Annotated in this window: 1 pseudogene; it reads right to left on the reverse strand. The window is 63.8% G+C overall.

Annotated features, from left to right (window positions below):
- Nucleotides 1–735, reverse strand: a pseudogene (locus HMPREF0670_RS15155) (RHS repeat domain-containing protein); the annotation flags it as partial.

Raw genomic sequence — 735 nt, forward strand, 5'->3', positions numbered from 1 at the left:
CGTCGGCCTGGCTCACCATCACCGAGCGAACCGTCTTCACCACCTCGCCCTGGTTGCCGTAGTAGTAGGCCTCGCCGCCCGAGGCGTCCTCCACCAGCACGAGCCTTCCTGCGCGGTTGTATTTGGCCCCGGGCTTGCCGTAGGTGTAGGTCACGCGGTTGAAGAGGTTCTTGGGATAGAGCACCTCGCTCAGCCGTTCGTAGTCGTAGGTGTAGGTGATGGAGGCCTTGTCGGAGATGGTCTTCTTCAGTTCCGCCGTGAGCTTGGTGAGCAGGTTGCCCGCGGCGTCGTAGGTGCAGGTCACCTCTCCCGCGTCGGGATGGTTCACTTTGAGCTTATGCCCCAGCAGGTCGTATTGGTAGGTGGCTGTCTTGCCGTTGGGGTGATGCACCGTGAGCACTTGCCCCACGGCATCGTAGCCGTATTTCACCCGCACGTCGCCGCTTGCTGCGTGCTGCACCGTCTCCCGGTTGCGCCCCTTCTCGTCGGTGTAGCTTTCGGCGTGCCTGCCCAGCGCATCGGTGACACGCGTCTCGAGCATCGGTTCGCCGTCGTGGTCCACGATGGCGTAGGCCGTCGTCGTGGTCGCCCCGTCGGGCAGCGTCACCTTGGTGGGGCGGTCGTAGGCGTCGTATTCGGTGGTGGCTTGCAGGTCGCCCACTCCTTTATTATATAGGCCCATGCTGCCGAAGCCTTCCTCGGTGGGCCAATACGCCCGGAGGGTCCGCCCGAAGA

Source organism: Prevotella sp. oral taxon 317 str. F0108, from assembly GCF_000162415.1.
Taxonomy (GTDB): Bacteria; Bacteroidota; Bacteroidia; order Bacteroidales; family Bacteroidaceae; genus Prevotella; species Prevotella conceptionensis.